This window comes from Sphingomonas turrisvirgatae (assembly GCF_001721295.1).
Lineage (GTDB): Bacteria > Pseudomonadota > Alphaproteobacteria > Sphingomonadales > Sphingomonadaceae > Sphingomonas > Sphingomonas turrisvirgatae.
Genome location: NZ_MDDS01000013.1, coordinates 258,433 through 283,227 on the forward strand (window position 1 = coordinate 258,433; position 24,795 = coordinate 283,227).

Here is a 24,795-nt window from a genome sequence, read left to right on the forward strand (position 1 = left end):
TTGCCTTGCTCGGGCGGGGTTTTTATGCCTGAAGCCATCCAAGCCGCTGCGCTGCCTCGCACCCGCCGCTGGGCGCGCGTCCTGCTTGCCGGGCCCGGCGCGATCGTGGTGACGCTGGCGCTGCTGGCGGGGATGCCGCTGTGGCTGCCGGGCGGCGCGGCGGGGATCGACAACCTTGCCGTTCCGCTGGTGCTGGCGCCGCTGATCTGGGCGGCGCTGTTCTTTCATGCGTGCCTCGACCGCAATCTGGCGCGCGTCGCGCTGGTCGCAGGCGCGCTGTTCGTGGTGCATGGCGCGCTGGTCGCATCGCGGTTGACGGCGACGCCGGCGGTGGAGGCAGCGAAATGATCCATCTGAAGAAGGACGAGACCAAGGCGATGGTCGCGGTGCACGGCTGGTCCGGCATCCTGCTCGGCCTGCTGCTGTATGCCGTGGTCCTGACCGGCACAGCCGCCGTCTTCGCGCACGAGATCGGTGCCTGGTCGGCCGGGCATGTCGCCACCCGATCGGTGTTCGAAAAGCCGGTCGACGCGACGATCCGGCGGCTCGCGGCGCAGACGCCCGCGGCCTATCACGACGACGTGAACCTGTGGGAGACGGGCGATCACGGCCTTGGCGTGTTCTTTCACCGTCACGAAACCGGTGCCGAGGGCGTGCCGACCGAGGCAGGCTATTTCTATCAACTGGACCATGACGGACGCGTGCTGAACACGACCAAGGGCACGATCGACGACCTGTTCGGCCCGCGCAACGACGATGCGCTCGCGACCTTCCTGGTCGACACGCATGTGCGGCTGCATGTGCCCAATCCCTGGGGCCTGCTGCTGACCGGGATCCTCGGCCTTGCCATGCTGGTTGCGGCGATTTCGGGCGTGCTGATCCACCGCCATCTGTTCAAGGACATCTTCACGCTGCGTCGCCGCGCCAGTTCGGTGCTGGTCAATCGCGACAAGCATAGCGTGGCGGGCACGTGGAGCCTGCCCTTTGCCTTCGTGCTGGCGTTCACTGGCAGCTTCTTCTCCTTCTATGGCACGATCGGCGTGCCGGTCGTCGCGATGGCGGCGTTCGGCGGCGACGTGGAGGCTTTGAGCGAAGCCGTGTACGGCACGCCGGGCACGCCCGACCCCCGCCCCGTCCCGGTCGGCAACATCGACCGCATCACCGGCGATGCGATCGCCCGCGCCGGCGGCGTGCCGACCTTCATCGCGATCGAGAAGTTCGGCCGCGCGGATTCGGTCGTCACCAGCTATCACGACCCGAAGGCCGGCGATGTCGAACCGGTCGCGCTGCTCTATAGCGGCGCAAGCGCGCAGTTCGTGCGCGAGAAGGCGGTGGTCGGCGCGCAGCCGTCCACCGGCGGCACGCTGGTCGGCATCATGGGGCCGCTGCATTTCGGCAATTTCGCGGGCATGTTGTCCAAGGCGATCTGGTTCGGGCTGGGCTTTGCCATGTGCTATGTCACCTATACCGGCATGCGGCTGTGGGTGGTGAAGCGGCGAGGCGAGGCACGCTCGCTTGCCTGGCTCGAGCGGACGCTGAGCGTGGTGGGCTTTGGCCTGCCGCTGGGCCTGGCGGTCGCCGCGGCTGCCTTTCTGGTCACGATGCCGCTCGGTACCGCGGTGTACTGGACGACCGCCGCGTTCCTGATCGCGTCGGCGCTGGCAATCCTGGCCGGCGCGCTGGCGCCGAGCAACGCGGCGCTGACGAAGCTGCTCAAGGGCGCGACGGGCGTGACCATGCTGGCTTTGCCACTGCTGCGCCTGTTCGTCGCCGGTGGGCCTGGCTGGGGCGAGACGGTAGCGGCCGGTCAACCGGTCATCGCCGCGCTTGACCTTGCCTTCGCCATCGCGGGCCTGTGGCTGGTGCGCCAGAGCTGGCTGACGGCGCGTAGCGCCGAACCGCTTGCCGCGCCGGCGCTGCAAGCCGCCCGGACATGAGCATGATCGCGCTCGCGCTGGTCGCCTTGATGCTCTCTGCAATCCCGCTCGCCCTGCTGTGCATCGGCGATCCCAAGCGTCGGCGCGCTGTCGGCGTGACGGAGGGAACCCCCACCGCCACGCGCCGGCTGCTTGCCGCCGCGGCGTGCGCGCCGGGGATCGGCTGCGCGCTGCTGGGCGATGCAGCGGCGCTGATGATGTGGCTGGGCGGGTGCGCCCTGATTGGCTGGGCTGCGGCGGCGGTTTCGGCGCATCGCGCAAGGCCGGTGCAGTAAGCGCATTCGCCGGACCGAAAGATGCTGGGCAGACGCGGCGGGCAGCGGCTAAGCCGCAGGCCTTTATCGACCGGGACGAACGAGATGGATATCGCGCCACTGTGGGACGATCGCGCCGCGCGCACCTTGCTGCGGGCCATGTTCGATGCCGCGGTCGGGGCTGCGGACCCGCTGACCGTGCTGGCCGATCACCTGCCCGACAAGCCCAAGGGGCGTTGCGTCGTTGTGGGCGCTGGCAAGGCATCGGCGACGATGGCGCTGGCGGTCGAGCGCGCATGGCCCGATGTGCAACTGAGCGGCGCGGTCGTCGTCCCCTATGGCCATGGCTGCGCCACATCGCGCATCGCGGTGCGCGAGGCGGCGCATCCAGTTCCCGACGCCAATAGCGAAGCGGCAGCGCGCGAGATGCTGGGCCTGGTCGCGGGCCTTGGCGCCGACGATCTCGTGCTGGCGCTGATCTCGGGGGGCGGATCGTCGGTAATGGCGCTGCCCGCCGTCGGGATCACGCTGGCCGAGAAGCAGGCGGTCAACCGCGCGCTGCTCGCCTCGGGGCTGGACATTCGCACGATGAACGCGGTGCGCCGGCGGCTGTCGGGGATCAAGGGCGGGAAGCTTGCCGCTGCGGCCGGGTCCGCGCGCGTCGTGACCCTGACGATCAGCGACATTCCCGGCGACGACGCAGCGGCGATCGCGTCGGGACCGACGCTGCCCGACCCCGATGCCGCCCGCGACCTGTCCGACCTGGCGGCACAGCTAAAACCACAGGTGAGCGAAGCGGTCCACGCGCTGCTGGTTGCGCCGGTCGTCTCGTCTTCGGTGCAGCCGGTCGCCGACGTGCGGATAATCGCGACGCCGCAGCGCAGCCTGGAGGCGGCAGCCGCCGTCGCCCGGGCCGCCGGGGTCGCGGTGGAGATGCTGGGCGACGACCTGGAAGGCGAAAGCCGCGAGCTTGCCGGCGGCATGGCGCGCGCGATCGGCGAAGGGCGCAGCGGCGGACCGCGCGTGCTGCTGTCCGGCGGAGAGACCACGGTTACGCTGACCGGCGCGCGCGGCGGGCGCGGTGGGCGTAACACCGAATTCGCGCTCGCCCTTGCGCTGGCGATGGATGGCAGGCCGGGCGTATGGTGTATCGCTGCCGACACCGATGGCGAGGATGGCGCGAGCGGCGGCGGCGCCGGCGCGATCGTCACGCCCGACACGCTGGCGCGGGCCCATGCAATGGCGATCGATCCACGCCGGAGCCTGGACGATCATGACAGCGGCACGCTGTTCGAGGCGCTGGGCGATCTGATCGTCACCGGCCCGACCCGCACCAACGTCAACGATTTTCGCGCGATCCTGGTCGCGGGGAGCGCGGCCTAGTCCTGCGTCGGGCGACGGCGCGGCACGGCGTCGGACTGGCGGCGGATCAACGCGTAATCGAGCCGGCGGTGTGGCTGGCCGGCGTCGCCACTGCGCCCTCGGCGCAGGCTGTGCACCAGCATCTCAACCGCGCGCTGCGCCATGTCGGCGATCGGCTGACGGATGGTGGTGAGCTCCGGCCAGATCGCCGTCGCGAGCGACGTATCGTCGAACCCACATACGGTGAGGTCGCCCGGCACGTCGATCCGGTAGCGATGCGCCACGGCCACCGCCGCAGCGGCCATGTCGTCGTTCGAGCAGAAGATCGCGGTTGGGCGATCGTCGAGCTCAAGCAGCCGCTCGGCCGCGGCGAGGCCGGAGCGGTAGGTGAACAGCCCAGACGCCACGAGCGTTTCGTCGGCCGCCAGCCCCGCCTCGTCCAGCGCGGCGCGATACCCGTCGAGCCGCAGCGCGCTGGCCGACAGCGCAGGGTCGCCGGTGACGAAGCCGATGCGGCGATGGCCCAGCGCCAGCAAGTGGCGCATCATCGTCATCGCCGCCGCGCGATCATCGATCCGCACCGACATGGCGGTCGCCGGTTGCCGGCCGCTCGCTACCGCGACGGCGGGAATCCCGTTTTGGGCGAGGAAGGCGAGCAGCGTGTCGGATTCGCACAGCGGCGGCGGCAGCACGACGCCGTCCACGCCGGCCGCGATCAGCCGCTGCGCGACGTCGACCTCAGCTTCGTCCGCTTCGCACTTTTCGACCGCGATGTGCAGATCGGCGCTGCCATCGCCAGCCAGGCTGCCGAGCAGGAATTCGCTGAGGAACCCGGCGCTAGGGTTGCTGTAAAGCAGGCCGATGCGCAGCGGCGCGATGCCGGCCAGCGTGCGCGCGGCGCGGTTGGGCGCATAATTCAGCGCCGCGATCGCCGCCTGTACCGCCTCCCGCTTCGATTCCCGCACATTGGCTTCGGCGTTGATGACGCGCGAGACGGTCATGGCCGACACGCCGGCGAGCCGCGCGACATCTGCGATCGTCGGCGCGCCCATCGAACGCTTGCGGCGTGACGCAGGATCGCTGGCATGGCCGGTCATTGCGCTTGCGATAGCGCAAGCGTCTGTCGCCGCATAGCGGCATGATCCGGTTGCGGCGTAGCGGACCAGCATCTATGGTAGCGCTATCTTTGCGTCCGCCGGGCGCGTCACACGAGCCGGCGGCGAGCTTCGCGCCGGGCTATGGGAGATCGCAATGCTGAAGGGCGAATTGTTCATCGCCGGCGAACGTCGCGCGTCGAGCGACCGGTTCCAGGGACAGGATCCCGCCACCGGCGCCGCCATCGAGGATGTGAGCTTCGCCGGCGCGAGCGAGGCCGACGTCGCCGACGCCTGCGCCGCGGCCGAAGCGGCGTTCGCCCCCTATTCCACGCTGCCGCTGGAACAGCGCGCGCAGTTCCTCGAGGCGATCGCGACCGAGATCGAGGCGCTGGGCGATGCGTTGGTCGAACGCGCCTGCCGCGAAACCGGCCTGCCGCCCGCGCGCATCACCGGCGAGCGTGGCCGCACCGCGGGCCAGCTGCGCCTGTTCGCCGCCGAGGTGCGCGATGGGCGATGGCAGCGCGTGCGCATCGATCATGCCGACCCTGCGCGCATCCCGCCCAAGCCCGACCTGCGGCTGCGAATGATCCCGCTCGGTCCAGTCGCGGTGTTCGGCGCTTCCAACTTCCCCCTCGCCTTTTCGGTCGCGGGCGGTGACACGGCGTCCGCGCTCGCCGCCGGCTGCCCGGTGGTGGTGAAGGGCCATCGCGCGCATCCCGGTACCGCCGAGCTGGTCGCCGGCGCGATCACCCGCGCCGCGGCGAGCACGGGCATGCCGGCCGGCGTGTTCAGCCTGGTCAACGGCACCTCGCGCCGCGTCGGCGAGGCGCTGGTCGCCGATCCGCGCATCCAGGCGGTCGGCTTCACCGGGTCGCGCGCCGGGGGTGAGGCGCTGATGCGCATCGCCGCCGCGCGCCCCCGCCCGATCCCCATCTATGCCGAAATGTCGGCGGTCAATCCGGTCATCATCCTGCCGCATGCACTGGCCGCGCGCGGCACGGCGCTGGGCGCGGCGTTCGTCGCCAGCCTGGCCATGGGCGCGGGCCAGTTCTGCACCAACCCCGGGCTGGTCCTGGCGGTGGATGGTCCCGATCTCGACGCCTTCATCGATGCCGCCGGCACGGCGCTGACCGGACAGCCGGCGCAGACCATGCTGACCCAGGGCATCTGGGAAGCATTCGAACAGGGCAAGGCAAAGCTCGGGGCGAGCGCGCATGTGACGGCAGTGACGCAGGGCGCCGAAGGCACCGGTCCGAACCAGGGCCGCGCCGCGCTGTTCAGCGTGAAAGGCAGCGACCTGCTGGCCGATCCGGTACACTTGCACGAAGTGTTCGGCGTTTCGTCGGTCGTGGTGCGCTGTGCCGACATGGACGAGCTGATCGCAACAGTCGGCCAGCTGGAAGGTCAGCTGACCGCGACGCTCCAAGTCGATGCGGCGGATCATCCCGCCGGCGCCCGCCTCCTGCCGGTGCTGGAACGGACGGTGGGCCGGATCATCGCCAATGGCTGGCCCACCGGCGTGGAAGTCGGCCATGCGATGGTGCATGGCGGCCCCTATCCGGCGACTTCCGACTCGCGCAGCACCTCGGTCGGATCGATGGCGATCGACCGTTTCCTGCGGCCGGTGAGCTATCAGGACATGCCGGCGGAATTGCTGCCGCCAGTGCTGAACGACGGCGCGCAGGACAATATTGGTGCACGGATCGACGGACGGTGGGCATGATGAAGTTCGACCTCAACGCGCTTCCCACAGACACAGCGCGCGCCACGCTGGCGGGCCGCCTGATGCTGGCCGATGGGCCGGTGCCGGTGCTGGTCCGCGACGGCGTGGTGTATGACGTCTCGCGCGTGGCACCTACCAGCGCCGACTGGTTCGACCTGCCCGATCCCGCCGCGCTGACCGGCGAGCGGCTGTGCGACGTTGCGGAGCTGACCATCGGCGGCGGCACGTTCGAGCTGTTGGCGCCGATCGATCTGCAATGCGTGAAGGCGTGCGGCGTGACCTTTGCCGTGTCGGCGCTGGAACGCGTCATCGAGGAACGCGCGCGGGGCGACGCCGACCAGGCGGCCGCCATTCGCGGCGACCTTGAGGGCAAGATCGGCGGCGGGATCCGCAGCGTGGTGCCGGGCAGCGAGGAGGCCGCGAAGCTGAAGGCCGCGCTGATCGAGGCGGGCATGTGGTCGCAATATCTAGAAGTGGCGATCGGCCCGGATGCCGAAGTATTCACCAAGGCGCCGGTACTCTCCTCGCTCGGCTGGGGCGCGGACCTGGGCTTCCGGTCGGATTCGACCTGGAACAACCCGGAGCCCGAGGTGGTGCTGGTGGTGAACGCCGCGGGCAAGGTCGTCGGCGCGACGCTGGGCAACGACGTCAATCTGCGCGATTTCGAGGGGCGCAGCGCACTGCTGCTCGGCAAGGCGAAGGACAATAACGCTGCCTGCGCGATCGGGCCGTTCGTGCGCCTGTTCGACGATGGCTTCGGGATCGACGACGTGCGCAACGCCGAACTCGACCTGGTGATCGACGGGCCGGAGGGCTATCGCCTCGAAGGGCATAGCTCGATGAACCAGATCAGCCGCGATCCGCTCGACCTGGTGCGCCAGACGCTGTCCGAACATCAATATCCCGACGGCTTCGTGCTGTTCCTGGGCACGTTGTTCGCGCCGGTGCAGGACCGCGACGAACCGGGACGCGGCTTTACCCACAAGGTCGGCGACACCGTGCGCATCCATTCGCCCGCGCTGGGCACGCTGACCAACCGCATGACGACGTCGAAGCAAGCCGCGCCCTGGACGTTCGGCATTCGCCATTTGTACCGCACGATGGCCGCGCGTGACGCGGCGGTGCGCATATGACGGCAGCGCCCGTGTCGCAGGGCGCGCGCTATCCCAGCCTGGCCGGCAAGCGCGTACTGGTGACCGGCGGCGGATCGGGCATCGGTGCGGGCATCGTCGCGGGGTTTGCGGCACAGGGCGCCGACGTCACCTTCTTCGACATCGCGCAGGACGATTCGCTCGCATTGGCCGAGCAGCTGACGCAGGCGGGCGGGACGGTGCGGTTCGAGCATGTCGACTTGAAGGACATCGCCGCGCTTCAGGCCATGATCGCCGCGCTGACCGAGCAAGCCGGCGGGTTCGACGTGCTGGTCAACAATGCCGCCAACGACGACCGCCATTCGATCGACGAGGTGACTGAAGCCTATTGGGACGACCGGCTGAGCGTGAACCTCAAGCACATGTTCTTCTGCGCGCAGGCGGTGATCCCGGCGATGCGCGAGAAGGGCGGCGGGGCGATCGTCAACCTGGGGTCGATCTCGTGGCATCTCGGCCTCAACGACCTGATCCTCTACCAGACGTGCAAGGCGGCGATCGAGGGCATGACGCGCAGCCTGGCGCGCGATTTGGGGCGCGACAATATCCGTGCGACCTGCGTCATTCCGGGCAATGTACGCACGCCGCGCCAGCTGAAATGGTACACCCCTGAGGGCGAGGCGGAAATCATCGCGGCGCAATGCCTGGACGGGCGGCTGATGCCGCAGGACGTGGCGGCGATGGTTATGTTCCTGGCGTCGGATGATGCCAAGCTGGTCACCGGGCACAGCTATTTCGTCGACGCGGGCTGGCGGTGACGAGCGTCGTCCACGCCGCACCAGCGCCGGTGTGGGCGCTGGACGGCCCGCTGCTGGAAGGTCCCGTCTGGGTCGAGCGTGACGCCGCCTTGTGGTTCGTCGACATCAAGTCACATCGGATTCATCGCTTTCGCCCCAACGACGGCGAGCGGCAAAGCTGGGCCGCGCCGGCGCAGATCGGCTTCTGCCTGCCCGCCGCCGACGGGCGGTTCGTCGCGGGATTGCAGACCGGGCTTGTGCTGTTCGATCCGGCGGACGGAAGCTTTACGCCGCTGCTCGACCCCGAACCGGATCTTCCCGGCAACCGGCTGAACGACGCGGCGGTCGATCCTTCCGGGCGACTGTGGTTCGGCACCATGGACGATGCGGAGGAAGCATCAACAGGGCGGATCTGGCGGCTGGATGAGGATCGGCGCTGCGCTGCCGTGAGCGAGCCGGTCGCGATCTCGAACGGGCCGGCGTTCAGCCCGGACGGACGGACGATCTATCATGTCGATACGCTGGGCGGCACGATCTATGCCGCGAGTGTGGCGGCGGACGGAACGCTGACCGACACGCGCATCTTTGCCCGGATCGCACCGGCTGACGGTTATCCGGACGGCCCCACGGTGGACGCCGAGGGGTGCGTGTGGATCGGGCTGTACAATGGCCATGCGGTGCGCCGCTATTCGCCGGCGGGCGAGTTGCTGGAAAGCATCGCCTTTCCGGTCAGCGCGATCACCAAGGTGGCGTTCGGCGGCCCGGATCTGCGCACGCTCTATGCCACCACCGCAGCCAAGCATCTCGACGCGGCGGGGCGCACGCGCGAGCCGCTGGCGGGGGCGCTGTTCGCCTGCCCGGTCGATGTGCCCGGCCTGCCCGCGCCGACCGTCACGGTGGGCCTGTGAAGCTCGCCGCGCATGGCTGGCGGCTCGATCTGCAGCCCGAGCTTGGCGCGTCGATCGCGGCGCTGGACCATGAGGGGCGCACCGTGCTGCGCCATGCGGGCGACACGCCGGCCGACCCGCTCGACAGCGGCTGCTTTCCGCTGATCCCCTATGCCAACCGGATCGCGCATGGCCGCTTCGGCTGGGATGGCACGACGCATCGATTGCCGCTCAATTTCGCCGACCATCCGCATAGCCTGCACGGCATTGGCTGGCAGCGGCGCTGGACGGTGGCGCAGCACGATGCCGGGCGCGTGGCACTAACGCTCGACCATGATGGCGGCGAGGGCTGGCCGTGGCGGTTCCGCGCGGTGCAGGCCGTGACGCTGTCGCCCGGCGTGGCGACGATCGAGCTGTCGGTCGCCAATTGCGAGGCAGCGCGAGTGCCGGCGGGCCTTGGCCTCCACCCCTATTTCCCGTGCGACGCCGCGACCCGGCTGAAGGCGCGCGCGCGCGAAGCATGGCTCAGTGACGAGACTCTGCTTCCGCTGGAGCCCGTTCCGGCATCGACCTTTGGCGAGTGGGCGCAGGGCGCGGCAGTGCAGGGCGACACGCTGATCGACCATGCGCATGATGGCTGGGACGGCACGGCGCGGATCGAGCAGGCAGACCATGTGCTGACGCTTCGGGCACAAGGCGCCAGCGCATTTCACCTCTACCGCCCGCCCGGCATGGATTTCTTCTGCTTCGAGCCGGTCGATCACCTGCCCGACGCCATCAACCGCGGCGGCATGAAGCGGCTCGCGCCCGGCGAGACGCGAACGCTGACGCTTGCGCTTGCCATCGACTGACCCCGCCGCGTGGAAGCGGCCGGGGTTCAGTGATTGTGACGCGGCGGCGTTGCCGAGGTGCCGCGATACTTGACCGCGAATTCGAGCACCCCGCCCTCGCCCAGCTGCCCCGTCTTTTCGCGATACAGCTCTTCCCAGGGCGTCTGGCTGGCCGGGAACGGCGGCGGCGGCTCGCCGCGACGGCGCGCGATCTCCCCTTCGTCCACCAGCGCGTCGCAGCGGCCGGTGTTCAAGTCGATGCGGATCGTGTCGCCGGTGCGCAGCCAGGCCAGCCCGCCGCCTGCCGCGCTCTCGGGCGAGGCGTTGAGGATCGAGGGGCTGTCCGACGTGCCAGACTGCCGCCCGTCGCCCAGCGTCGGCAAGCTGGTGATGCCGCGCCTCAGCAGCGCATCGGGCGGCTGCATGTTGACGACTTCCGCCGAGCCGGGCCAGCCGAGCGGGCCCGCCCCTCGAATGACCAGGATGCAGTGTTCGTCGATGTCGAGCGCGGGGTCGTTGATGCGGTGGTGATAATCGTCCGACCCGTCGAACACGATTGCGCGCCCTTCGAACACGCCTTCATGGCCCGGGCGCGTCAGGTAGCGGGTGCGGAACTCCTCGGAAACCACGCTGGTCTTCATGATCGCGAAGTCGAACAGATTGCCCTTGAGCACCAGGAAGCCCGCTGCCGGCTTCAACGGCGCGGCATAGGGGAAGATCACGTCGCGGTCGCTGGCGACCCTGCCCGCGACATTCTCGGCCAGGCTCCGCCCGGTCACGGTCAGCGCCGATCCATCGACGACGCCAGCCTCGATCAACTCGGTCAGCACTGCCGGAACGCCGCCCGCACGGTGGAAACGCTCGCCCAGATATTTGCCCGCTGGCTGCATGTTGACCAGTAGCGGGAGGTCGTACGCCGCCATCCAGTCCTCGGCCGTCACTTCGACCCCGGCATGGCGCGCCATTGCGACGACATGCGGCTGGGCATTCGACGATCCGCCGATCGCGGTGGTGAGCGCGATCGCGTTGCGGAAGGCGGTGCGGGTGAGGATCTTCGACGGGCGCAGGTCCTCATACGCCATTTCAACCGCGCGGCGTCCGGTCTCATAGGCGATCTGCCCACGCTCGCGATATGGCGCGGGGATCGCGGCGCAACCGGGCAGCGACAGGCCCAGCCCCTCGGCGATGGCGTTCATCGTCGATGCGGTGCCCATCGTGTTGCAATGCCCGGCCGAAGGAGCGGACGAGGTCGCCATGTCGAGGAACTCGTCCTCGGTAATCTCGCCCGCGCCGAGCTTGCGCCGCGCACGCCAGATGACCGTGCCCGATCCGACCAGCTCGCCTTCGTGCCAACCGTCCAGCATCGGCCCGCCAGACAGCACGATTGCCGGGATATCGACGGTGGAAGCGGCCATCACCTGCGCCGGCGTGGTCTTGTCGCAACCGGTGGTCAGCACGACCGCGTCGATCGGATAGCCGTTCAGCAGTTCGACCAGCCCCAGATAGGCCAGGTTGCGGTCGAGCGCCGCGGTCGGCCGCCGGCAATTCTCGAAGATCGGGTGGAGCGGGAATTCCATCGGAATGCCACCCGCGTCGCGGATGCCGTCACGCACCCGCTTCGCCAGGTCGACATGGATGCGGTTGCAGGGCGAGAGGTCCGACCCCGATTGCGCGATGCCGATGATCGGCTTGCCGCACCGCAGTTCGTCCGGCGTCAGGCCATAGTTCATGAACCGCTCCAGATAGAGCGCGGTCATGTCGCTGCGGCCGGGCGCTGCGAACCACTCGCGCGACCGGAAGGGACGGACCGGGGTACGCATCGTCATGTCAGCCCTGCATTTCCTCGAGTTCCTTGCCCTTCGTCTCGTGGATGAACTTCTGCACCAGGAAGAAGCTGATGAGCGCCGAGACGGCATAGAAGCTGTAGCTGACCGCAAGGCCCAGGCCCGCCGCCATGATCGGGAAGCTTTGCGCGATCAGATAGTTGGAGAACCATTGCGCAAAGCCGCAGACCGCCAGCGCGGAGCCGCGGATCTGGTTGGGGAACATCTCGCCCAGCATGACCCACATGATCGGGCCCCAGCTGATGTTGAAGAAGATCACATAGAGATTGGCTGCGATCAGCGCGACGGTGCCGAGCCGGGCGCTCAGCTGAAGCTGACCGGCGGCATCGAACGTCCCGTTGGCGAAGACGAACACCATGGCGAACAAGGTGACCGCCATGCCCGCCGATCCGATGAGCAGCAGCGGCTTGCGCCCGATCTTGTCCACCAGCGCAACGGTGACGAAACAGGCCGCGATCGACACGACGCCCGACACGATGTTGATCTGAAGCGACTGATCCTCGGTAAAGCCGGCGAGCTGCCACAGCGTCGCGCCGTAATAGAAGATGACGTTGATGCCGACGAGTTGCTGGAACACGGCGAGGAGCAGGCCCGCCCACACGACCGGCCGCACCCCGCCCTTCACCGGATCGAGAATGTCGCGCAGCGCCGGGCGATGGCCGGCAAAGCTTGCCTTGATCTCGACCAGCTTGCGCGCCGCCTCGTCCGCGCCGAACAGCGATGTCAGCACGGCCGATGCCTCGGCATCGCGGCCCTTGGACACCAGGAAGCGCGGGCTTTCGGGAATGAAGAACAAGGCGATCAGGAACACGGTCGCCGGGATCGCCTGCATCCAGTACATCCAGCGCCACGCTTCATAGCCGCCCCAGAAGGGCTCGGTCGACGCACCGGCACTGGCCGCGAGATAATAGTTCACCACGAATGCAGCCGTAAGCCCCGTGATGATCATGATCTGTTGCACCGTCGTCATGCGGCCGCGAATGTCGGCGGGTGCGACTTCCGAGATATAGGCAGGCGAAAGGACGCTGGCCGCACCGACGGCGATGCCGCCCATGATGCGCGCGGCGACGAACAGCCATTGGTCGTGACTGAAACCCTGGATCAGCGCGCCGATCAGGAACAGGATCGCGGTCAGGATCATCACGTTGCGCCGCCCGATCAGGTCGGCCAGCCGCCCCGCCAGAAACGCGCCGATGAAACAGCCGATCAGCAACGAACCGACGGTGAATCCAAGCCCCCCCTCGCTCAGCGCGAAGGTCGTCTTGAGACCGTCCTGCGTTCCGTTGACCGCGCCGCTGTCATAGCCGAACAGCAGACCACCGATCGTGGCCACCGCAACGATCGCGGTGATCAGGCCCAGATTGGCCGAACTGGTTGCCCCACCCTTCACATCTCTCTCCCCAAGCACCCTGCGGCATGTTGTTAGCGCTATCAGCGTAGGATCGGCGCACTTGCCGGTCAAGCAAGTCGCGTAACGGAGATCGGCGATTTGCGGGGATCGAACCGCGTGGCGCGCCGTTCCTTCTCCATGCCGATCGCGCTCAATCCGGAATGGCCACAACTTGCACTCTACGCAATAGGGGCGGCGTTCGTGCTGATGCTGCTGTTTCGCCTGCCCTATGTCGGACGGGCGCTGCGGGCACTGTTCTCGCTCGCCATGCTCGCGCTTTGCCTGCTCATGGTCGCGCAATATGTGCCATTCGATCCGACGCTCTCGAGCCTTGCCAACCGGGCCGGGTTCAGCGGCCAGCAGGTTGCGGGGGAGGAAGTGCGGATCCGCATGGCGCGGGACGGGCATTTCTGGGTCAACGCGCGGATCAACGGGGTCGAGCGCCGCCTGCTCGTGGACAGCGGCGCGACCATCACTGCATTGTCGCAAGCGACGGTCGCACAGGCGGGCGTGAAGCGCGACGCGACGCTGGTGCCGGTCATCCTCCAGACCGCGAATGGCGCGGTGCGTGCACAGGCGGGGACGGTCGAGCGGCTCGAACTGGGCGGGATCGTTGCCCGCGATCTCAAGGTCGTGACCTCGCCTAACCTCGGCCAAGTCAACGTGCTCGGCATGAACTTCCTTTCTCAGCTGGCATCGTGGCGGGTCGAGGGGCGCACGCTGATCCTCACGCCGAAACCGACGACAGGAGCGACGAATGACGCAGGCTGAACCTTGGCGCTATCGCGACGGCGAGCTCGAGCTTCGCGGCGAGCGATACGCTCCCACCGCACGGCCCAACGGCGCGGCGGTGATCGTGGTGCATGAGGCCGATGGCATTGGCGGCAATGTGCGCCGCCACTGCGCGCGACTGGCCGAATTGGGCTATCTTGCGCTTGCGGCCGACATGCACGGCGGCGGTCGGGTGCTTTCGGGGGAAGCGATGACGAGCGCGCTCGACACATTTCGCGCCGACCCTCCACTGCTTCGCCGCCGGGTTGGCGCGGCGCTCGATGCGCTGAGCCGGGACGAGGGGATCGCGCCCGAACGAATCGCGGCGATCGGCTTCTGCTTCGGCGGGTTTGCCGTGCTGGAACTGGCGCGAAGCGGCGCGGCGCTGGCTGCCGTCGCGAGTTTCCACGGCCTGCTCACCACCCGCGCGCCAGCCACGCCCGGCGCGGTTCAAGCACGGGTTCTGGCCGCGACCGGCGCGCGCGACCCGCTGGTGCCACCGGAAGATGTCGATGCGTTCCGCGACGAGATGACGCGGGCGGAGGCAGACTGGCATTTGCTGGTGCATGGCCGCGCGCTGCACAGCTATACCAACGAGACGGTGGGGGAACTCGGTGATCCGCGAATGGGCTATGATCGTCTGGCCCATCATCTGTCATGGACCGCGCTGACCGGATTTCTGGCCGAAACGTTCGCGCAGCCGGCCTAGCGTCAGGACTGAGGCGTCCGAAACAGGCATTGCCGGCCGTTCGCTCAGCGGCGGAACGGCCGGCGCTGATCCTCATTCCGCCAGATCGTCACTCTCGCCATCCTCGTCCACCAACAGCGCGTCTTCCTCATCGGCGTCGAGCTGTTCCTGTACCGCCTCGACGATCAGGTCGAGTTGCTCATAGCTTGCCACCATTTCCGTCGACTCGCCGTCCTCGTCTTCCAGGTTCAGCAGGTAATCGCCGTTGCCGGTCGGTGTGATCGCGAACTGAGTCAGTGTCTTGGCCATACGCCTTCTCCCAATGGTCGAGCCGCTAACCCGCGCCCGCGCATTTGGTTTCAGCGGGCGCGTGCCGATTGAGCACAGGCGCTTGTCGTTAGAGCGATGCTGGCAGGAACGTGCGCCACGCAGTCTGGAGCGAACGGGTCTCCACTGTAAATTCCCTGTTATCAGGGAATTTACAGGGAAAATGCAGTTTTTAGGAGCTTGCCGACACACCTCGGACGCTGAACCCCGCAGTTTTCTGCGGCTCAGCGCGCCAGATTCCCTGCGCCAGAAACAGGGAATTCAATTCTCGCTATCAGGGAATGATATTCGCGGTAACGGGGATCACGGAGCTACCGATCAGGGACCGAATACTTCAGCAATGAGCAGCTGCGCGCGTTACTCCGCTTCATCCTCGTCGATCAGTTCTGCATGTAGCAGGAGCATCGCGAACCCGTTTTGCTGGCCCAGCAGCTGTTCGGTAAGGACATCGACGCGTCGCGCGTCACGCTCGTTGAACCAGACATCGGGCTCGCACTCTTCGGCGTCGGTCAGTTCTGCAACCTTCACTTGATGCGCGTGGGCGATCGAGCCGTCGGGCACGGTGTGACCGATGCGCGGCGCAAGCCACGGGAAGTTTGCCTGATCGCGATACATGCGCTGGATTCGACCGTGCTGTAGAATGACAACCGCAATCGGCTCGCGATGCGCCTCGACATAGGCGCGCGCCATCGCTTCCTTGCTGACATCGAACTCTCCCGCCATGCGCGCGATCTCGCCGAGGCTTGGGCGCCGCGACGCCGTGCTGGCCCAGATACGGTGCTTGGGCATGAGCAGCGCTGCGGCAAATCGGTTAGCCTCCGCCTCAATACGCTTGCGTCGATCCTGCTCGCGAGGATCGAGCAGATGGAAATCATCGAGCGAGCATTCGAACCCATGGCCAGGCCGCGGCATATGGGTCGGGATCAGGAAATGACCCAGCTCGTGGCCGATTGAATAGCGGCGGCGCTGTCGGGTGCGACCGGCGGCGACCAGGATGCCGCCCGCCGCCTTGTTCGCGTCCATGACCAGCGCCGCCTCGAACCCGCTGGTCTGAATCTCATCGATGGACGCGATGTCGAGATCGCGACACAGCTCTTCCAACGGCACCGCCATCGGCATGTCTTGCATGAGCGCGTGGATGCGCGCTGCGATGGCGACCGGTGAGCCAAGTCCATCAAGGTCTAGGCGACTGATCGTCACGGATCATCTTTGGCGCGACGCTGCATCTGCTCCATCAGCATGCGGATGGTCTCGCGGTCGCGATCGTCCAGCTTCTTGAGGTCGCGGAACATGGCAACGACCTCGGCGGGCTCCTCTTCGCTTTCAGGGTTTTCGCCGACAAGGTCGGCGACGCGAACACGGAACAGCTCTGCGAGCTTGACCACCAAATCCATCGACGGGTTGCCGGTGATGCCCTTTTCGAGGTTCCAGACATGGGCCTTCGATATCTCAACTGCGTTCGCCACGTCCTGAAGGGACAGGCGCTGCGCGATGCGCAGATCGTGAAGCTTGCGCGCGAAGCTCATGAGGAATCCGTTCAATCTGGAATGCCGGGATCATATGCCAAGGATTGACAGAAGCAACCGTTCAATTCAGTAGTACGCTATTGGCCACCGAATTGGAGCGCTCCGAATGATGGGTACTGGACTGATTGAACGTGATGTCGCGGCGCTGCGCTCGTACCCGGGCAATTCGCGTACGCATTCGAAGAAGCAGATCAAGCAGATCGCGGCGTCGATCGAGCGGTTCGGGTTCACCAATCCCGTGCTGGTATCGGACGCGGGGGAAATCATCGCCGGGCATGGCCGGGTCGAGGCGGCGAAGCTGCTGGGTCACAAAATGGTGCCGACGCTGGCGCTCTCGCATTTGTCCCCGGCTGAGCGGCGGGCGTACGTGCTTGCAGATAACAAGCTGGCGCTCAACGCCGGGTGGGATCGCGAGATCCTGGCGATCGAACTGCAGGCGCTGGTTGATCTTGAATTTGATGTGGAGCTCACCGGGTTCAGCCTGGCCGAGATCGACCTGGTGCTGGACGAAGCGGGCGATGCCGATCCGGACAGGCCGGAAGCGCCGGAAGATGTTGTCCCAGTCGTTGTTGGCGAGCCGGTAACGCGCATGGGCGATCTATGGCAGTTGGGCCGGCACCGGCTGCTCTGTGGCGACACGCGCAGTCCGACCGACATCGATCGGCTGATCGATGGTGAGCGCGCGGACCTGGTGTTCACCGACCCGCCGTACAACGTCGCGATCGACGGCAATGTCTGTGGGCTTGGCTCAGTCAAACACCGTGAGTTTGCATTTGCCAGCGGCGAGATGAGCCAGGCGCAGTTTACCGCCTTCCTGACCGAGACTCTGGGCAACATCGCCGGCGTCATGCGCGATGGCGCAATCGCGTTCGTGTGCATGGACTGGCGCCATATGGGAGAGCTGCTTACTGCCGGCGGCGCGGTGTTCACTGAGCTCAAGAACCTGGTGGTCTGGAACAAGAGCAATGGCGGCATGGGCGCGTTTTATCGCTCGAAGCACGAGCTGATCTTCGTGTTCAAGCAGGGGACGGCTGAGCACACCAACAGCTTTGGCCTTGGCGAGACTGGGCGATACCGCACTAACGTGTGGGACTATGCCGGGATCAGTTCGATCAGCGCGGATCGCTCTGCCGAACTGGCGATGCACCCAACGGTAAAACCAGTGGCGCTGATCGCCGATGCAATCCGCGATTGTTCGCGTCGAGGTGAGATCGTCCTTGATGGCTTTGGCGGATCGGGATCGACGCTGATCGCCGCAGAGAAGACCGGGCGCTCTGCGCGCCTCATCGAATATGATTCGCTTTACTGCGATACGATTGTTCGCCGCTGGGAGGCCGTTACTGGTAAGCGCGCCATGCTGGTCGAGACCGGGCAGCGGTTTGAGGATGTCGCCGAGATGCGTGCGCTGCGGCCTGATCCGGACATTGCCGCATGAGCGGCCGGGCTGCCGACCGCTCGCGGAACAGCCTGGTGGGATATGCCCGCCCGCCCGCTGAGCACCGGTTCCGCAAGGGCGTCTCCGGAAATCCCAACGGTCGACCGAAGGGGGCGAAGGCCAAACCCAAAGCTCAATATGACCCGGCGATGCGACCGACCGATCAGCTTGTGCTGGAGGAGGCCTATCGCCCAGTGACAATCCGGGAAGGCGACACGGTCATCGAACTTCCAGCAATCCAGGCTGCCATGCGCGCGCTTGCCATCTCGGCGATGAAGGGCAACCGTTTGTCACAAAAGGCGCTCGCTGAGATCACCAGCACGGCAGAAGCACGGGCGTCCGAAGAGCGGCTGACGATGATGGAAAACGCGCTAGAGTATAAGCAGAAATGGACCGCTGAGATCGAGCGATGCCGTCGCCTGTCGATCGACATTCCCTCGCCGCTTCCTCACCCTGACGATATCCATATCGATATGCGCAGCGGCAAAGTTCGCACTGAGGGTCCGCTAGACGAAAGCGAGAAGCGCGACTGGGACAAGCGCCTCGCACGGCGTGACGATGCGCAGGCCGAGATCAACGATTATGCGCGTCGGATAAAGTGCGCAAAGTCGGATCGCATGCGCGAGCTCTACCAGGCGATGTGGATTTCCGAGCAGTATATCTTCGATCTCATCAACGACGGCATGCCCGACCGGTACAAGCTTAAACTGGAAAACAGGTCATGGCACGCCGACGCATCCCGTGAAGGCAAGGCCGCAGAAATGTACAAGAAGCTGCGTGCAGGACGGTCCTGAAGGAACGCGACCTTGTTAGTCGCAGCAGCCGCGACTCCCGCACGAACAGTGACCTGTTCCCCTGAAACTCCGCCAGTCTGAACTAGAGTCCTTCATGAAGGAGGACGACGATGAAGCGCAGCAGGTTTACCGAGGAGCAGATTATCGGGATCTTGCGGGAGCAGGAGGCCGGGTCGAAGACGGCGGACGTGTGCCGCAAGCACGGTGTGAGCAGTGCGACGTTCTACAAGTGGAAGGCGGCGTATGGCGGCATGGACGTGTCGCAGGCGCGTAAGCTGAAAGTGCTTGAGGACGAGAACGCACGGCTGAAGCGGCTGCTCGCTGATGCCATGCTCGACAATGCGGTGCTGAAGGAGGTTGCCTCAAAAAACTGGTGAGGCCTGCCGCTCGTCGAAGGGCTGTCGAGGATGTCCGGCAGCTCTTCGATATCAGCGAGCGTCGGGCCTGTGCCATCCTTGGCGTTGATCGATCGTCGATGCGCTATGCGCATCGGCGTGGTGATGATGGCGACCTGCGGTCGCGTCTTCGCGAGATCGCGCTTGAACGTCGCCGGTTCGGCTACCGGCGGCTGGGGATCATGCTGGCCCGCGAGGGCATCGTGATGAACCACAAGAAGCTGCTGCGGCTATATCGCGAGGAGAACTTGCGTGTCCGGCGCCGGCGGGGCCGCAAGCGAGCGATGGGCACAAGGGCACCGATGACGTTGCCGCAAGGGCCGAACCAGCGCTGGAGCCTGGACTTTGTGAGCGACACGCTGGTGTGCAGCAGGCGTATCCGCATCCTTGCCGTGGTGGACGACTTCACGCGGGAGAACCTCGCGCTGGTGGTCGATACGTCGCTGTCGGGTGCTCGTGTGGCGCGCGAGCTCGATGCGATTATCGCGGTTCGCGGCAAGCCGCTGATGATCGTCAGCGACAACGGGACCGAGCTGACCAGTCTGGCAATCCTGCGCTGGTCGAAGGACCGGCAGATCGAATGGCATTACATCGCGCCGGGCAAGCCGCAGCAGAACGGCTACGTCGAGAGCTTTAATGGTCGCTTGCGCGACGAATGCCTGAACGAGACGCTGTTCGCGTCCCTCAGCCATGCGCGGTCGGTGCTACGTGCATGGCGCGACGACTACAACCACGTGCGGCCGCATAGCGGGATAGGCGGGCTGACGCCCGCCGATGCTGCCAGGCGGGTTGCACAACCCAAACCGCCAGGGCACCCTGGCAACCCCGGACTCTACTTATAAGTGGAGGAGCTTTGGGGAGCACGTCACGGTCTGGGTCCGTCGGCTACCCTGATGATCTCAACACGCCAGCTTCAGTATCGGCACAATGGCGCTCAGCGATGGCACTGTTTTGCTACCATTCCCGCGTAAATTCTCGCTTGCCGTCAAACACTTTGCCGAGAATATTCGGTACTCACGCGAAGCGCAGGGGGCGAGTCGCTGGAGGGGGTATCTCTATGAAGAAGTTAATCGCCGTTGCGGCGCTTGCCTGCGCGCCTGCCGTATTTGCGCAGACCGCGGCTGTGGCGCCGGCACCTGCTGCAGCACCCGTCGCTGCCATCGCACCTTCCGCGCCTGGCGAGAACGTGCTCCGCGCTGGCACCAAGGTTGCGCTGAAGATGGCCGAGGCGCTCACCACCAAGGGCAAGAAGCTGCGCGTCGGCCAGCGCTTCCAACTCGAGGTCGCAGAGGACGTCCGCCTCGGCGACTTGACCGTCATCCCGGCCGGCGCGCCAGCCACGGGCGAGATTACCGACGTTCGCAACAAGGGCATGTGGGGCAAGTCGGGCCGCATTGGCGCGCAACTGCTTTATATGCGCGTCGGTGGACGTCAAATCCGCCTATCGGGCCAGCTCGACGACAAGGGCGTTACCGGCACGGCTGGCGTTGTGGGCGCCGTCGCCTTCGTGCCAATTGCCGGCTTTTTCATGACCGGCACGTCGGCGCAGATTCCGTTGGGCGGCGCGGTAACGGGCTTTCTGGACGAGGACGTGCCGGTTGTGATCGGTAGCGCGCCCGCGCCTCAGCCGCTTGTTGTGTCATCGCCCACCCCAGCCGTCGTGACGCCGGGCGAAGTGGTGACGACGCCGAAGCCTTGATCTGGCGTGGCGGCGCGCTTCATCACGGCGCGCCGTCACCGCCCTGTTGTACGTCGATGGCCCAGAAGCGAAATAAGGAGTGCGGCAGCTGAGCGAGTGGCCAGAGCCAAGGCCGGACTGCGGGCGGATAATGCGCGCGGGGATCAGTTACGGCATCTTCGCGGTCGGAGCCGTGGCGGCCTATCTGATCATCAGGCCCCTGCTTGCTTAACAGCATCGGACGCCGGGTATTTAGTGGCAGTGGCTAATCCGCAATCATCGACAACCGTGCCGTAAACCGCACCGTGCGACTCTTGGGACTGGTCCCCGCACGGTGATCACGCCGCTGTCGTCCAGCACGCCGTGAAGGTGCACCATCACGTCGCTGAGCCCCAGCCCGGACACGTGCCCGGCAGGTGCCGGTGTTGCGTCACGCTCATCTCGGCTGAGAACAGCATCCCGTCCACGCGGGCCTTCCCTACGAACGCCGTCGATCCGTCGCCACCGCGTATCTTGCCGTCGTGCATGTAGACCACGCCGTAGTCGGTGCCGGTCTTCGTCTCAAAGGCAATCTCGTACAGGCCGTTTGATAGGGGCACTCTCGGTCCTCGCTGCTGCGCGGCGCCGCCGGTGGCGGCGGCCTGGGCCGCGGGGAATGTGAGGGGATCGATAGCGCGGTGGGGTGGCTTGGACCAGTGAGGGACGGCAAAAGCTGGGCCGCGAGCGGGCCGGCCACTTTGCGGCCGCGGGGACAAAAAAGCGGATACTCGGGCGCTCGCCCGCCACGTTCTCAGCGGGAAACTCTCTGGAGGACGACGAGGAGAACGGCCCGATCATCCAAGATGGGGACCTGCTGGATCCCGCCTTCTTCTCCTGATCGCGTCATCCCACCCAACCGTTCCGATGGTGCGCTCCCTGGCAGACCCAAGCTTGAGGTTATGGTCCGCTGAACTGTGTTCGCTTGTGCCGCACTTGAAAGCAGTTTCAAATCGCTACTCCAAACATGCGGGGACGCCGAAACGGCGACACTCTCGTCGATCTTTCGGCGCCCGTTCCACGAAGATGGGCGCCGGGAGGGGGAGCGGGAAACGCAGGGCCGCGGCGCGATCTTCGATGCGTGCTCCGGCAAGAGATGAAGAACAAGGGGAGTAGCCAGTGACCGAACGAAACGTATCGAACGCCGCCTTCAGGCTCGCGCTGCTCGCGACCGTCGGCCTGGCTGGATTGGGCGCAGCCCCGGCCTTCGCCCAGGCCGCCGCCGCAGTCGCACCCGAAGCGGATCCGGCGCTGGAGACTGCAGCCGCCCAGACCGAGGCAAGCACGCCGGACATCGTCGTCACGGGCTCGCGGGTCGCCCGGTCAGGGTTCAGCGCGCCGACGCCGACGACCGTGCTCGGCACGCAGGAGTTCGAGCGGGTGGCGGCGCCGAACCTTGCCGACGTCATCAACCAGATGCCGGCGGTGCGGCCGTCGCTGACGCCGTCGAGCTCGACCAACAATTCGCAATATGCTGGCGGCAATTATCTCGATCTGCGCGGTCTCGGCTTCAACCGCACGCTCGTGCTGGTCGATGGCAAGCGCTTCGTTCCAGCGCAGATCCAGGGCCCGGTCGACATCAACGCCATTCCGCAAGCGCTGATCGGCAGCATCGACATCGTCACCGGCGGCGCCTCGGCCGCTTGGGGCTCCGACGCCGTCGCGGGAGTCGTCAACTTCAAGTTCGACCACAAGCTCGAAGGCTTCAAGGGGAGCGTTCAGGGCGGCATCACCGACCACAATGACCATCGCAACTATCTCGCGTCCGTCGCCTTCGGCCAGAGCTTTGCGGGCGGCCGCGGCAAGCTGCTGCTCGCCGGCGAGATGGCGGAGAACAGTGGCATCGCCCGGCAGGGCGATCGCGACTGGGGGAACCAGGGCTGGGGCATCATCGCTAACCCCGCCTACACCGCGACCAACCAGGAACCCCGCAACCTGCTCGTCGCCGACGCCCGCTCGGCGAACCTGTCGTATGGCGGCGTCATCAATTCCGGGCCCTTGGCTGGCCGTCACTTCGCTCCGGACGGCACCCTCATTCCGTTCCGCTACGGGAGCCTGCGCACTGCTACCGGCATGGTCGGCGGCGACGGAGCCTCCGGATCCAGCGACCTCGTCCTTGAGGTGCCGCTGAAGCGCCGCAGCGCCTACGGCCGCCTTTCCTTCGAGGCCACCGACTCGATCACGGCCTATGCCGAAGCCTCCTGGGCGCAGTCCAAGACCGATCATCCCGGGCTCACCCGCACGGATACCAACATCGGCATCAACATCCAACATCCCTTCCTCCAGCAATCGGTGCGCGATGCCATGACGGCGGCCGGCATCGAAAATTTCACGATGGGTCGGTACAGCCGCGACTACGGCCGCGGCATGAACCACATCCGCGCCGAGACCACCCGCTTCGTCGGCGGCCTCGAGGGTGAGCTCGGCGGCGGCTGGAGCTGGGACGCTTATTATACCCGCGGCCAGACCAAGAACCGTCACCGCGGCTCCAACGCGCGCATCAATGCCAATTACCTCTTCGCCGTGGACGCCGTCACCGATCCGGCGACCGGCGCCGCCGTCTGCCGCAATCTCGCCGCGCGCGCAGCGGGCTGCGTGCCGATCAATCTGCTCGGGGACGGGGCGCCCTCCCCACAGGCAATCGATTATGTGACCGGCGAAACCTGGCGCGTCTGGGACCTCACGCAGGATGCGGCGGCGGTCACGCTTCGCGGCGAGCCCTTCTCGACCTGGGCTGGGCCGGTTTCGCTCGCCACGGGCGCCGAGTGGCGCCACGAGACGGCCGACGTCACGTCGGATCCGCTGTCGGCGGCGGGCTCCTTCTCGACCGGCAACACCGTGCCGTGGAAGGGCGAAGTCACCGTCAAGGAAGCGTTCGGCGAACTCGTCGTTCCTCTCGCCGCCGACCAGAGCTGGGCGGACTCGCTCGAGCTCAACGTCGCCGGCCGCCTGACCGATTACAGCACTTCGGGAACGGTCACGACCTGGAAGGTCGGCGGCACCTGGGAGGTCAACGACGACATCCGCTTTCGGGCGACGCGCTCGCGTGACATCCGGGCGCCCAGCATGGCCGAGCTCTTCTCGGGCGCAACGACCGCTCAGTTCAGCCCGTTCGACCCGGTGATCAACCAGTCGTACAGCGTCCAGACACTCACCCGCGGCAACGCCAGCCTGCAGCCGGAGAAAGCGGACACGCTGACCGCAGGCGTTGTGCTGAGCCCTGCCTTCGTGCCGAACCTCAGGGTCTCGATCGACTATTACGACATCAAGCTCAAGGACGCGATCCTCGCGCTCTCCGCTGCGTCGATCGTCGATCGCTGCTATCGTGATCAGCCGCAGCTGTGCGGCCTGATCACCCGCGGAGCGGACGGGCGGATCGCCCAAGTCGAATCGTCGCCGCAGAACCTGCAGTCGGTCCATACGCGGGGCGTCGACGTCGAAATCGCCTACCGCATGCCGGTGGCGTCCGGCAATCTGTCGCTGCGGACGCTCGTCACGTACGTCGGCAAGATGACGCTGGATGATGGTCGCACCGTCACCGATTTGGCCGGTTCCACCGACCAGCCCACGATCGCCAGCCTCGGCGGCACGCCGCACTGGCGCGCCAACGCCAATGCGACTTACGAAGCTGGGCCGACGACGCTCAGCCTCACGGGTCGCTATGTCGGCGGCGGCAACATCAACAACGCCTTCACCTACAAGGACCTGAACGTGCTCGAGCACTCGGGCCGCCTCTATGTCGATCTGTCGGCGCAATATGCGATCATCGACGACGGTGACCGGAAAGTCTCCCTTTTCGCGGGTGTCTCCAATCTGTTCGACAATGATCCGCCGATCACCGGAACGGGTGGCTTTGCGACTGTACGTTCGCTCTACGACGTAGTCGGCCGCACCTACACTGCGGGTGTTCGCTTCCGCTACTAAGCCTCGGGGCTG

General features: G+C 66.5%; 23 protein-coding genes. 16 read left to right on the forward strand and 7 right to left on the reverse strand.

Going from position 1 to position 24,795, the window contains the following annotated elements; all coding sequences use genetic code 11:
• The first annotated feature begins 24 nt into the window (after nt 1-24).
• The 4 genes from BFL28_RS06560 (at nt 25) to BFL28_RS06575 (ending at nt 3,574) form a co-directional block, all read left to right on the forward strand.
• Nucleotides 25-348 carry a hypothetical protein gene (locus BFL28_RS06560; RefSeq protein ID WP_069319782.1) on the forward strand — a complete coding sequence of 108 codons (324 nt, stop codon included), beginning with the start codon at nt 25-27 and terminating at the stop codon, nt 346-348.
• Complete coding sequence (locus BFL28_RS06565) at nt 345-1,937, forward strand: PepSY-associated TM helix domain-containing protein (RefSeq protein WP_069319783.1); 1,593 nt, start codon at nt 345-347, stop codon at nt 1,935-1,937. Before BFL28_RS06560 ends, BFL28_RS06565 begins: the two co-directional genes overlap by 4 nt.
• Before the next feature lie 2 nt (nt 1,938-1,939).
• On the forward strand, nt 1,940-2,212 hold the full coding sequence (locus BFL28_RS06570) for a hypothetical protein (RefSeq protein ID WP_069319784.1): 273 nt from the start codon (nt 1,940-1,942) through the stop codon (nt 2,210-2,212).
• Nucleotides 2,213-2,296: 84 nt separating this feature from the next.
• Nucleotides 2,297-3,574 carry a glycerate kinase type-2 family protein gene (locus BFL28_RS06575; protein WP_069319785.1) on the forward strand — a complete coding sequence of 426 codons (1,278 nt, stop codon included), beginning with the start codon at nt 2,297-2,299 and terminating at the stop codon, nt 3,572-3,574.
• Here the strand turns inward: BFL28_RS06575 and BFL28_RS06580 are convergent.
• Nucleotides 3,571-4,650 carry a LacI family DNA-binding transcriptional regulator gene (locus tag BFL28_RS06580; RefSeq protein WP_079246972.1) on the reverse strand — a complete coding sequence of 360 codons (1,080 nt, stop codon included), beginning with the start codon at nt 4,648-4,650 and terminating at the stop codon, nt 3,571-3,573. The genes BFL28_RS06575 and BFL28_RS06580 overlap by 4 nt on opposite strands.
• 154 nt (nt 4,651-4,804) lie before the next feature.
• Between BFL28_RS06580 and BFL28_RS06585 the strand changes: the two genes are divergently transcribed.
• From BFL28_RS06585 to BFL28_RS06605, 5 genes are read left to right on the forward strand one after another with little or no spacing between them, the layout of a single operon-like run.
• Nucleotides 4,805-6,373 (forward strand): aldehyde dehydrogenase (NADP(+)), encoded by a 1,569-nt coding sequence (locus tag BFL28_RS06585; protein ID WP_069319786.1) that lies wholly within the window; start codon nt 4,805-4,807, stop codon nt 6,371-6,373.
• Nucleotides 6,370-7,506 carry a fumarylacetoacetate hydrolase family protein gene (locus BFL28_RS06590; RefSeq protein ID WP_119184557.1) on the forward strand — a complete coding sequence of 379 codons (1,137 nt, stop codon included), beginning with the start codon at nt 6,370-6,372 and terminating at the stop codon, nt 7,504-7,506. Before BFL28_RS06585 ends, BFL28_RS06590 begins: the two co-directional genes overlap by 4 nt.
• Nucleotides 7,503-8,279 carry a D-xylose 1-dehydrogenase gene (gene xylB / locus BFL28_RS06595; RefSeq protein ID WP_069319787.1) on the forward strand — a complete coding sequence of 259 codons (777 nt, stop codon included), beginning with the start codon at nt 7,503-7,505 and terminating at the stop codon, nt 8,277-8,279. Before BFL28_RS06590 ends, xylB begins: the two co-directional genes overlap by 4 nt.
• On the forward strand, nt 8,276-9,166 hold the full coding sequence (locus BFL28_RS06600) for an SMP-30/gluconolactonase/LRE family protein (protein ID WP_069319788.1): 891 nt from the start codon (nt 8,276-8,278) through the stop codon (nt 9,164-9,166). The genes xylB and BFL28_RS06600 overlap by 4 nt, the downstream gene beginning before the upstream one ends.
• Complete coding sequence (locus BFL28_RS06605) at nt 9,163-9,996, forward strand: aldose 1-epimerase (protein ID WP_241527237.1); 834 nt, start codon at nt 9,163-9,165, stop codon at nt 9,994-9,996. Before BFL28_RS06600 ends, BFL28_RS06605 begins: the two co-directional genes overlap by 4 nt.
• 26 nt (nt 9,997-10,022) lie before the next feature.
• On the opposite strand, the gene BFL28_RS06610 is transcribed toward BFL28_RS06605, so the two are convergent.
• Together BFL28_RS06610 and BFL28_RS06615 are read right to left on the reverse strand one after the other, a co-directional pair.
• Nucleotides 10,023-11,801: an IlvD/Edd family dehydratase gene (locus tag BFL28_RS06610; protein WP_069319789.1), complete on the reverse strand. Its 1,779-nt coding sequence runs from the start codon at nt 11,799-11,801 to the stop codon at nt 10,023-10,025.
• Between the two features lies 1 nt (nt 11,802).
• A complete protein-coding gene (locus tag BFL28_RS06615; protein ID WP_069319790.1) occupies nt 11,803-13,209 on the reverse strand; it encodes a sugar porter family MFS transporter in 1,407 nt (468 codons plus the stop codon).
• 117 nt (nt 13,210-13,326) lie between these two features.
• Between BFL28_RS06615 and BFL28_RS06620 the strand changes: the two genes are divergently transcribed.
• Together BFL28_RS06620 and BFL28_RS06625 are read left to right on the forward strand one after the other, a co-directional pair.
• Nucleotides 13,327-13,980, forward strand: a complete 654-nt coding sequence (locus BFL28_RS06620) for a retropepsin-like aspartic protease family protein (RefSeq protein WP_338152242.1) — start codon at nt 13,327-13,329, stop codon at nt 13,978-13,980.
• The gene (locus tag BFL28_RS06625) at nt 13,967-14,689 is read left to right on the forward strand and encodes a dienelactone hydrolase family protein (protein ID WP_069319792.1); all 723 of its coding nucleotides are present in this window, start codon (nt 13,967-13,969) and stop codon (nt 14,687-14,689) included. The genes BFL28_RS06620 and BFL28_RS06625 overlap by 14 nt, the downstream gene beginning before the upstream one ends.
• A gap of 72 nt (nt 14,690-14,761) precedes the next feature.
• On the opposite strand, the gene BFL28_RS06630 is transcribed toward BFL28_RS06625, so the two are convergent.
• The 3 genes from BFL28_RS06630 to BFL28_RS06640 all read right to left on the reverse strand — a co-directional run bounded on the left by BFL28_RS06630 (nt 14,762) and on the right by BFL28_RS06640 (nt 16,521).
• Nucleotides 14,762-14,977 (reverse strand): hypothetical protein, encoded by a 216-nt coding sequence (locus BFL28_RS06630; protein WP_069319793.1) that lies wholly within the window; start codon nt 14,975-14,977, stop codon nt 14,762-14,764.
• A 375-nt stretch (nt 14,978-15,352) separates the two neighbouring features.
• Nucleotides 15,353-16,195: an ImmA/IrrE family metallo-endopeptidase gene (locus BFL28_RS06635; protein WP_069319794.1), complete on the reverse strand. Its 843-nt coding sequence runs from the start codon at nt 16,193-16,195 to the stop codon at nt 15,353-15,355.
• Nucleotides 16,192-16,521: a helix-turn-helix domain-containing protein gene (locus BFL28_RS06640; RefSeq protein ID WP_069319795.1), complete on the reverse strand. Its 330-nt coding sequence runs from the start codon at nt 16,519-16,521 to the stop codon at nt 16,192-16,194. The genes BFL28_RS06635 and BFL28_RS06640 overlap by 4 nt, the downstream gene beginning before the upstream one ends.
• 106 nt (nt 16,522-16,627) lie before the next feature.
• Between BFL28_RS06640 and BFL28_RS06645 the strand changes: the two genes are divergently transcribed.
• The 4 genes from BFL28_RS06645 (at nt 16,628) to BFL28_RS06665 (ending at nt 20,844) form a co-directional block, all read left to right on the forward strand.
• Entirely contained in the window at nt 16,628-17,956 is a 1,329-nt protein-coding gene (locus BFL28_RS06645) for a site-specific DNA-methyltransferase (protein ID WP_241527238.1), read from the forward strand.
• The gene (locus tag BFL28_RS06650) at nt 17,953-18,750 is read left to right on the forward strand and encodes a DUF5681 domain-containing protein (protein WP_069319796.1); all 798 of its coding nucleotides are present in this window, start codon (nt 17,953-17,955) and stop codon (nt 18,748-18,750) included. The genes BFL28_RS06645 and BFL28_RS06650 overlap by 4 nt, the downstream gene beginning before the upstream one ends.
• A 110-nt stretch (nt 18,751-18,860) precedes the next feature.
• Nucleotides 18,861-19,987, forward strand: a protein-coding gene (locus BFL28_RS06660; RefSeq protein ID WP_119184558.1) for an IS3 family transposase whose coding sequence is annotated in 2 segments (ribosomal slippage) — nt 18,861-19,113 and nt 19,113-19,987 — 1,128 coding nt in all. Because the reading frame shifts where the segments join, the coding sequence is not laid out codon by codon here.
• A 215-nt stretch (nt 19,988-20,202) separates the two neighbouring features.
• Nucleotides 20,203-20,844: a hypothetical protein gene (locus BFL28_RS06665; RefSeq protein WP_069319799.1), complete on the forward strand. Its 642-nt coding sequence runs from the start codon at nt 20,203-20,205 to the stop codon at nt 20,842-20,844.
• 356 nt (nt 20,845-21,200) lie between these two features.
• Here BFL28_RS06665 and BFL28_RS20870 read toward each other — a convergent pair whose 3' ends face one another.
• Complete coding sequence (locus BFL28_RS20870; protein WP_158011626.1) at nt 21,201-21,422, reverse strand: hypothetical protein; 222 nt, start codon at nt 21,420-21,422, stop codon at nt 21,201-21,203.
• A gap of 556 nt (nt 21,423-21,978) precedes the next feature.
• Between BFL28_RS20870 and BFL28_RS06675 the strand changes: the two genes are divergently transcribed.
• A complete protein-coding gene (locus tag BFL28_RS06675) occupies nt 21,979-24,783 on the forward strand; it encodes a TonB-dependent receptor domain-containing protein (RefSeq protein ID WP_079246973.1) in 2,805 nt (934 codons plus the stop codon).
• Nucleotides 24,784-24,795: the final 12 nt, after the last annotated feature.